The organism is Pseudomonas sp. PS02303, assembly GCF_029959925.1.
Taxonomy (GTDB): domain Bacteria; phylum Pseudomonadota; class Gammaproteobacteria; order Pseudomonadales; family Pseudomonadaceae; genus Aquipseudomonas; species Aquipseudomonas mandelii.
In genome coordinates this window covers 1-8739 of sequence record NZ_JASCOM010000244.1, presented here as the reverse complement: position 1 = coordinate 8739, position 8739 = coordinate 1, and the positions used below count along the sequence as shown (strand labels likewise).

Here is an 8739-nt window from a genome sequence, read left to right as displayed (position 1 = left end):
CCGCCGCACGGCGCGGGGGATTTTTTTAAGCGATCGTGGGGGCGCGGGGCCGCCCCCCCCCGCCACAGGTAAAGTGTTCACTCCCCCGCAATAAAACTCACCCGCACCTTCAACCCCGCCGACTCACCATCGTGCAGGCTGATCTGTGCCAAGTGCGCGCGACAAATCTCACCGACAATCGCCAACCCTAATCCGGACCCCGCCACTTGCTGGTTGCGCCGGTAAAAGCGCTCGAACACCCGATCCCGCTCATCAACGGGAATTCCCGGCCCGTCATCCTCGACCTCCAGCACCGCCGGCGCCGTGACCCGCAGAATCACATTGCCCCCCGGCGGCGTGTGAGCGAGGGCGTTGTCCACCAGGTTGCTCAGCAGTTCATTCAGCAACGTCGGTTCGCCGCGCAGCCACACTGGCTCGTCAGCCTCCAGCGCCAGGGCGACGCCGCGGGCATGGGCCAACGGCGCCATGGCCATGCCCAGTTCGCGCGCCAACTGACTCAGGTCCAACAACTGCGCGCCGCCCTCGGCAATCGCCCGGGCCCCGTTCTCTACCCGCGCCAGAGAAAGCAATTGATTGGCCAGGTGAGTCAGGCGATCCGTGCCTTGGGCAGCGGTTTCCAGGGTGCTGCGCCAGGTTTGCGGTTCGTTTGAACGCAGGCCCAGTTCGAGTCGCGCCTTGAGCGCCGCCAACGGCGTGCGCAGCTCATGGGCGGCATCGGCAATAAACTGCGCCTGCCGCTCGAATTGCCCGCGCAGTCGCTCGGTAAAGTGATTGAGTGCGCGCACCAGCGGCCACAACTCATGCTGCACTTCCACCAGCGGCAACGGCCGCAAATCATCCGACTGACGCTCTTCCACCGCCGTGCGCAAGCGCTCCAGCGGACGCAACGCCGCGCTGACCGCAAACCACACCATCAGCAACGCGCCGATGGCCAACATGCCCAAACGCAGCAACGTGTCCGCCGCCAGACTGCGAGCCATCGCGACCCGCGCCTCGTCGGTTTCTGCCACGCGGATTTCCGCCATGCCGTTCATGTTCGGCTCGCTCACCGGCTTGAGCAGGCTCACCACGCGCACATTCTGCCCTCGGTATTTAGCGTTATAGAAGCTCGCCAGCGCCGGATAGTCATCGGTACGCGGCGTTCCCGGGGGCGGCGGCGGGAGGTTTTCGTAACCGGAAATCAGCTTCTGATTGATGTCGTTGACCAAGTAGAAGATCCGCCCGGCGCTGTCGTAGGCGAAGGTATCGAGGGCCACGTAAGGCACGTCGGCGCTGAGGCTGCCATCGCGCTGGGACACCCCGGCGGCGATGGTCCGCGCCGACGCCAGCAGGGTCCGGTCATAAGCCGTGTCGGCGGCTTCGCGGCCATTCCAGTACGCACTCAAACCACTGGCCAGCATTAACACCACCAACAACAGCGCCAGGTTCCACAACAACCGCCAGCGCAGGCTGCTGGGCTTATGCATCGCGGCTTTCCAGCAAATAGCCGAGGCCGCGGAAGGTCACGATAGCGACCGGTTGGCCATCCAGTTTCTTGCGCAGGCGGTGGACGTAGATTTCGATGGCATCCGGGCTCGCTTCTTCATCGAGGCCAAACACCTGAGCGGCCAGTTGCTCTTTGCTCATCACCCGACCGGGCCGGGCGATCAATGCCTCGAGGACCGCCTGCTCGCGAGAAGTCAGGGTCAGCAATTCTTCACCGAGGGTGAAGCGCCGAGTGTCCAGGTCATAGGCCAGGACGCCGCAGCGCTGCTGACGCTCACCGCCCAGCACGCTGCGCCGCAACAAGGCTTTGACCCGGGCCTCGAGTTCGGTCAGTTCAAAAGGTTTGGCCAGGTAATCGTCGGCGCCCAGGTTGAGCCCGTGCACCCGGTCCTTGACGTCGCTGCGTGCGGTCAGCATCAGCACCGGGAGGTTCTTGCCCCGGGCCCGCAGGCGCGCCAGCACTTCGAAACCATCCATGCGCGGCAGACCGACATCGAGGATCGCCACCGCGTACTCCTCGCTGCTCAAGGCCAGGTCGGCCGCCACGCCGTCGTGCAGCACATCCACGGTCAACCCGGTGCTCTTGAGCGCCTGGGCGACACTTTCGGCGAGCTGCAGATGGTCTTCGACGAGCAGGACACGCATGGATTGTTACCTCATTCAGGGATGGTCGACGCCATTCTTTGGCGCGGAGTTTACAGCCGCATCCGCCACTGTGAAGCCTGAAAACTGTGAAAGCCAACTGAAAGGTTAGCGAAAGGTTAGCCCGTTAGAGTCGCCCCACGGATGGTTTCGACTGCAGGCCACCCGATCGTGCTTTGAAATGTAGCTCCCGAAAAACGCCTCGATGCGTTTTCGCCAATAAGAACAATAACGAGGTACTGCACCATGCTGGCCAGACAGCTTCAGGTTTGCCCGTCCCACCCGTTTTTTCAATCCCTCTCGTTCACGTTTGTCAGCGCTCCTACCGGCTGCACGACGCGAATCCGCCGCACCTGAAACATCCCCAAAAACAAAAACTCCCGTGGAGACAACAATGAATCGATCACTGCGCCGTTTCGCCCTCGCCGCCAGCTGCATGCTGTTCGCCGGCCAACTGATGGCCGAGCCAAAACGCCCTGAATGCATCGCCCCGGCCTCGCCAGGCGGCGGTTTCGACCTGACCTGCAAACTGGCGCAAAGCGCGCTGGTGAACGAAAAACTGCTGACCAAACCGATGCGCGTGACCTACATGCCCGGCGGTGTCGGCGCGGTGGCGTACAACGCGGTAGTTGCTCAACGTCCGGCCGACGCCGGCACGCTGGTGGCGTGGTCCAGCGGTTCTCTGCTGAACCTGGCCCAAGGCAAGTTCGGTCGTTTCGATGAAACCAACGTTCGCTGGCTCGCCGCCGTCGGCACCAGCTATGGCGCCATCGCAGTAAAAAGCGATTCGCCTTACAAGACCCTCGACGATCTCGTGCAAGCACTGAAGAAAGATCCAAGCAAAGTGGTGATCGGCTCCGGCGGCACCGTCGGCAGCCAGGACTGGATGCAAACCGCGCTGATTGCCAAGGCCGCCGGGATCAACCCGCGTGACCTGCGTTACGTCGCCCTTGAAGGCGGCGGTGAAATCGCCACCGCCCTGCTCGGCGGCCACATCCAGGTCGGCAGCACCGACATCTCCGACTCCATGCCGCACATCCAGAGCGGTGACATGCGCTTGCTCGCCGTGTTCTCCGAGAAGCGCCTGGACGAGCCGGAAATGAAAGACATCCCGACCGCCAAGGAACAAGGCTACGACATCGTCTGGCCAGTGGTTCGCGGTTTCTACCTCGGGCCTAAGGTCAGCGACGAAGACTACGCCTGGTGGAAAGACGCCTTCGACAAACTGCTGGCGTCCGAAGACTTCGCCAAGCTGCGCGATCAGCGTGAACTCTTCCCGTTCGCCATGACCGGCCCGGAGCTGGACACCTACGTGAAGAAGCAGGTTGCGGACTACAAAGTGCTGGCCAAAGAGTTCGGCCTGATCCAGTGATCGCCTCTGTCTAGCGGCTGCGGCCCCGACTTGCGGGGCCGTGGCACAGGAGTTTCCCATGCTCTTACAACGCATTTTTGCTTCGGTGCTGTTGCTGGCCTGTGTTGGCCTGGCACTGATGGCCTGGCCGTACCAGGCGGCTTTTTCCTACGAACCGGTGGGCCCTCGCGCGTTTCCGCTACTGATGCTCGGTTTGATGGGGCTCGGCCTGCTGTACATGGTGTTTCGGCCGACGCCGATCATCCACAGCGACGATGACCCGAAACTGGACCGCGAAACGCTGATCAAGATCGGCATCTGTGTGGTGCTGTTGCTGGTGTTCGCCGGCACCTTCGAACCCCTGGGTTTCATCGTCGCCAGCATCCTGATCGGCGTCCCCATGGCTCGCCTGTATGGCGGCCGCTGGCTACCGAGCGCGGTGATCATCAGCCTGATGGCCATCGGTCTTTACCTGCTGTTCGACAAGCTGATGGACGTGCCACTGCCTTTGGGCGTACTCGACGTTCTGGAGAACTGATATGGATACTCTTGGCTATTTGGGTCAGGGCTTCGGCGTCGCGCTGACCCCGTATAACCTGGTGACCGCACTCTGCGGCACCCTGATCGGTACCGTGGTCGGCCTGTTGCCCGGCCTGGGCCCGATCAATGGCGTGGCGTTGTTGATCCCGATCGCGTTCGCCCTGGGCCTGCCACCGGAGTCGGCTTTGATCCTGTTGGCGGCGGTTTACCTGGGCTGCGAATACGGCGGCCGGATCAGCTCGATCCTGCTGAACATTCCGGGCGAAGCGTCCACTGTCATGACCACCCTCGACGGTTATCCGATGGCCCGCAAAGGCATGGCCGGTGTGGCCCTGTCGTTGTCGGCATGGAGTTCGTTCATCGGTGCGTTCATCGCCACGTGCGGCATGGTGCTGTTCGCGCCGTTGCTGGCGAAATGGGCGATTGCCTTCGGTCCGGCAGAATATTTCGTGCTGATGGTGTTTGCGATCGTCTGTCTCGGCGGCATGGCCGGTGATCGTCCACTGAAAACGTTCATTGCCGCGCTCATCGGTCTGTTTCTGTCGTGCGTCGGGATCGATGCCAACAGCGGCGTGTACCGTTTCACTGGAGACAACATCCATCTGACTGACGGCATTCAGTTCGTGGTGCTGGTGCTGGGCCTGTTCTCCATCAGCGAAATCCTCCTGCTGCTGGAGAAGACCCATCGCGGTCAGGAAGCGGTGAAAGCGACCGGCCGAATGATGTTCAACGTCAAGGAAGCTTCGGCGGTGTTCATGGTGAACATCCGTTGCGGCTTGCTGGGTTTCATCATGGGCGTGTTGCCGGGTGCGGGCGCGACCCTCGCCAGCGCCGTGGCCTACATGACCGAGAAGCGTATCGCCGGCGCCAAGGGCACCTTCGGCCAAGGTGACATGCGCGGCCTCGCCGCCCCGGAAACCGCCATCGGCGGTGCAGCCTGCGGTGCACTGGTGCCCATGCTGACCCTCGGCGTTCCAGGTTCGGGGACCACAGCAGTGATGATCGGCGCGCTGTCGCTGTACAACATCACGCCCGGCCCGCTGTTGTTCCAGCAACAACCTGACATCGTCTGGGGCCTGATCGCCTCGTTGTTCGTCGCCAACGTCATGCTGGTGATCCTCAATATCCCGATGATCCGCATCTTCACCCGCATCCTCGCCGTGCCGAACTGGGCGCTGGTGCCGGTGATCGCGATCATTACCGGGATCGGCGTCTACGCGGTGCACGCCACCACCTTCGACCTGTTCCTGATGATCGGCATCGGCATCTTCGGTTACATCCTGCGCAAGCTGGACTTCCCGTTGTCGCCCGTGCTGCTGGGCTTCATCCTCGGTGGCTTGATGGAGCAAAACCTGCGCCGTGCGCTGTCGATCTCCAACGGTGCGCTGGAGATCCTCTGGTCGAGCCCGATCACTTTCGGTGTCTGGGTACTGACCGCGATCATGCTGCTGATGCCGATCCTGCGGATCTGGCGCAAACGCTCGGTTGCTCGTCGCGCCATCGCCGATGTCTGATCGAACACCTTTCAACGCCTGGTGGGGTACGCCGCTGGTCGGCGCGCTGGGCGGTTACCTGGCCAGTCTGGTCGGCTGGCCGCTGCCGTGGATGGTTGGCTCGTTGCTGGCGATCATCCTGGTGCGCTGCCTGACACCCTGGCAATTGGCGGAAATCCCTGGTGGCCGCAAGTGCGGCCAATGGATCGTCGGGATCGGCATCGGCCTGCATTTCACCCCAGTGGTGATGGAGCAGGTGTTGAGTCACTTCGGCCTGATTTTCTTCGGTGCGTTGATCACCAGCCTGTCCGCCGTGGTCGGGGTCTGGTTGATGCGGCGCACCGGGGAGGATCGCGCTACCGCCTTCTTTTCCAGCATGCCGGGTGGCTCCGGGGAGATGGTCAACCTCGGCGCGCGCAATGGCGCGGTGCTCAGTCGCGTCGCGGCGGGGCAAAGTCTGCGAGTGCTGGTCGTTGTGCTTTGCGTGCCGGCAGCCTTCAAGTATTTGCTGGGCAGCGGCACACCGATTTTTCATCCCTCCGCCGTCAATTGGTGGTGGCTGGCGCTTCTCTTCCCGGCGGGCGCCTTGGCGGCCTGGCTCTGGGAACGTCTTCGTCAACCCAATCCGTGGCTGTTCGGGCCGCTGCTGGTCAGTGCAACGGTGAGCATCGGTTGGGATTTGCACATCGGCTTGCCCCATGGCGGGAGCCAGATCGGCCAATGGCTGATCGGCAGCGGCCTGGGCTGTCATTTCAATCGGCAGTTTTTCCGCCGGGCGCCCTCTTTTATGGGACGGACCTTGGTCGGCACGATTTTGACCATGCTGATCGCTACGGCGGCGGCACTGGGCTTGAGTGCGCTGACGCATCTGGATCTGCGTTCGCTGACGCTGGGCATGATGCCTGGCGGCATTGCGGAGATGAGCCTGACGGCGGAGACCTTGCAACTGTCCGTCCCGCTGGTGACGGCGATGCAGGTGATGCGGTTGTTGTTTGTGTTGTTTCTGGCGGAGCCGTTGTTCAGGTATTGGAATCGCGAGCCGGGACAACCCTGACATAATCCCTGTGGCGAGGGAGCTTGCTCCCGCTCGGCTGCGTAGCAGTCGTAAACCCGAGCATGCGGTGTGCAAGAAGAAATCAGGCTGCTTGCTTTGGGGCTTCTTCGCAGCCCAGCGGGAGCAAGCTCCCTCGCCACAATTTTTCACCACTTTCACTTCAAACCGGCGGCAACCGCCACTCAATCGGCGTTTCGCCATTCTGTTCAAGAAACTTGTTGGTCCGGCTGAAATGCCCGCACCCCAGAAAACCGCGATAAGCGGACAGCGGTGACGGGTGCACCGACGTCAGCACCAGGTGCTTGGTGGCATCGATGAGTTTCTGTTTGCTTTGGGCATGCGCGCCCCACAGCATGAACACCAGATGTGGTTGCTGTTGACTGACCACTTCAATAATTCGATCCGTGAAAAACTGCCAGCCCTTGTCCTTGTGCGCATTGGCGTTGGCGCGCTCGACCGTCATGGTGGTGTTGAGCATCAACACGCCTTGATCAGCCCAGCTCTGCAGATAGCCGTGGTTGGGGATGTCGATGTTCAGGTCGCGTTTCAGCTCTTTATAGATGTTTACCAGCGACGGTGGCGCCGGCACACCCGGTTGCACCGAGAAGCACAGCCCGTGGGCCTGTCCCGGGCCGTGATACGGGTCCTGACCGAGGATGACGACCTTGACCTTGTCCAGCGGCGTGGAGTTAAGGGCGTTGAAAATCATTGGGCCCGGAGGATAAATCTCCTTGCCCGCCGCGCGCTCCTGCTGCAGGAAATTACGCAACTCTGCCATGTAGGGCTGGTCGAATTCGGCACGTAGTGCCTCCTTCCAGCCCGGTTCGAGTTTGATACGGTCATCAGCAGTCATGGTTACATCCGGCAAAAACAATGGGGCGAACCCTAGGAAAGCCCACCACACTTGTCAATTGATCTGACGCAGATCCGGCACTTTCCTGTACAGCGATCATACTGAACGCTCAATTTCACTATCGAGGTCACGATGAATCTGCACTTCGAAGAACTCACCGGCACCGACGGTGCGCGCATTGGCATCGCCAGCCTGGATGCCGAAAAGTCGCTCAACGCCCTCTCCTTGCCGATGATCAATGCCCTGCGCGATCAGATGGACGCGTGGGCCAAGGATCCGCAAATCGTCTGCGTTCTGCTGCGCGGTAACGGCGCCAAGGCTTTTTGCGCTGGCGGCGAAGTGCGCAGTCTGGTCGAAGCCTGCCGCGCTCACCCCGGTGAAGTGCCGCCGTTGGCCGCGCACTTCTTTGCTGCGGAATATCGCCTGGACTTCAATCTGCATACCTACCCCAAACCGCTGATCTGCTGGGGCCATGGTTATGTGCTGGGCGGTGGCATGGGGTTGCTGCAAGGCGCAAGCATCCGGATTGTCACGCCGAGCAGCCGCCTGGCGATGCCGGAGATCAGTATCGGTCTGTATCCGGACGTTGGCGCCAGTTGGTTTCTGTCACGCCTGCCCGGCAAGCTCGGGCTGTTTCTGGGGCTGACCGGTGCACACATGAACGGTCGTGATGCGATCGACCTGGGCCTGGCTGACCGTTTCCTGCTCGATGAACAGCAAGAAGAGCTGATCGAAGGCTTGCTGCAATTGAATTGGCAGGAACAGACGCCAATGCAGCTCAATAGTCTGCTCAAGGCCTTGCAGCAGGAAGCCGTTGCGCAAATGCCCGCCGCGCAGTGGCTGCCTCGACGCCAGCAAATCGATGAACTGCTGGATATCAGCGATGTGCGCTGCGCCTGGAAAGCCATCAGCGCTCTGCGCGACCATTCGGATCTGCTGTTAAGTCGAGCGGCGAAGAACATGACCGAAGGTTCGCCCTTGACCGCTCATCTGGTGTGGGAACAGATCGCCCGCGCCCGGCACATGTCATTGGCTCAGGTCTTTCAGATGGAATACACGATCAGCCTCAACTGCTGCCGTCATCCGGAGTTCAGCGAGGGGGTTCGGGCGCGGTTGATTGATAAGGACCAGAAGCCGCACTGGCACTGGCCTGACATCAATAACGTGCCGGATGCGGTGGTAGAGGCGCACTTTCATAAAGTCTGGGAAGGTCGGCATCCGCTGGCCGATCTGTCGGAATACTAAAAAATGTGGGAGCGAGCCTGCTCGCGAAGGGGGCGTGTCAGTCGACATTGATGTCGCCTGACCTACCACCTTCGCG

8 protein-coding genes are annotated in these 8739 nt (G+C 61.5%); 5 read left to right on the top strand and 3 right to left on the bottom strand.

What is annotated here, in order from left to right:
• Positions 1–77: 77 nt before the first annotated feature.
• Positions 78–1466, bottom strand: a complete 1389-nt coding sequence (locus tag QMX98_RS28995) for a sensor histidine kinase (RefSeq protein WP_010462282.1) — start codon at positions 1464–1466, stop codon at positions 78–80.
• Positions 1459–2130, bottom strand: a complete 672-nt coding sequence (locus QMX98_RS28990; protein ID WP_007898613.1) for a response regulator — start codon at positions 2128–2130, stop codon at positions 1459–1461. Before QMX98_RS28990 ends, QMX98_RS28995 begins: the two co-directional genes overlap by 8 nt.
• Before the next feature lie 391 nt (positions 2131–2521).
• Between QMX98_RS28990 and QMX98_RS28985 the strand changes: the two genes are divergently transcribed.
• Genes QMX98_RS28985 through QMX98_RS28970 form a run of 4 tightly spaced genes read left to right on the top strand, consistent with a single transcriptional unit; the run spans position 2522 to position 6565 of the window.
• A complete protein-coding gene (locus QMX98_RS28985) occupies positions 2522–3499 on the top strand; it encodes a tripartite tricarboxylate transporter substrate binding protein (RefSeq protein ID WP_010462285.1) in 978 nt (325 codons plus the stop codon).
• A 58-nt stretch (positions 3500–3557) separates the two neighbouring features.
• Complete coding sequence (locus QMX98_RS28980) at positions 3558–4016, top strand: tripartite tricarboxylate transporter TctB family protein (RefSeq protein ID WP_010462287.1); 459 nt, start codon at positions 3558–3560, stop codon at positions 4014–4016.
• 1 nt (position 4017) lies between these two features.
• A complete protein-coding gene (locus QMX98_RS28975) occupies positions 4018–5532 on the top strand; it encodes a tripartite tricarboxylate transporter permease (protein ID WP_010462289.1) in 1515 nt (504 codons plus the stop codon).
• On the top strand, positions 5525–6565 hold the full coding sequence (locus QMX98_RS28970) for an AbrB family transcriptional regulator (RefSeq protein WP_282411761.1): 1041 nt from the start codon (positions 5525–5527) through the stop codon (positions 6563–6565). The genes QMX98_RS28975 and QMX98_RS28970 overlap by 8 nt, the downstream gene beginning before the upstream one ends.
• A gap of 160 nt (positions 6566–6725) precedes the next feature.
• Here QMX98_RS28970 and ung read toward each other — a convergent pair whose 3' ends face one another.
• Entirely contained in the window at positions 6726–7418 is a 693-nt protein-coding gene (ung, locus tag QMX98_RS28965) for a uracil-DNA glycosylase (RefSeq protein WP_010462292.1), read from the bottom strand.
• A gap of 132 nt (positions 7419–7550) precedes the next feature.
• Here ung and QMX98_RS28960 point away from each other — a divergent pair, with 132 nt between their 5' ends.
• Positions 7551–8663, top strand: a complete 1113-nt coding sequence (locus tag QMX98_RS28960) for an enoyl-CoA hydratase/isomerase family protein (RefSeq protein ID WP_282411760.1) — start codon at positions 7551–7553, stop codon at positions 8661–8663.
• The last annotated feature ends 76 nt before the right edge of the window (positions 8664–8739 follow it).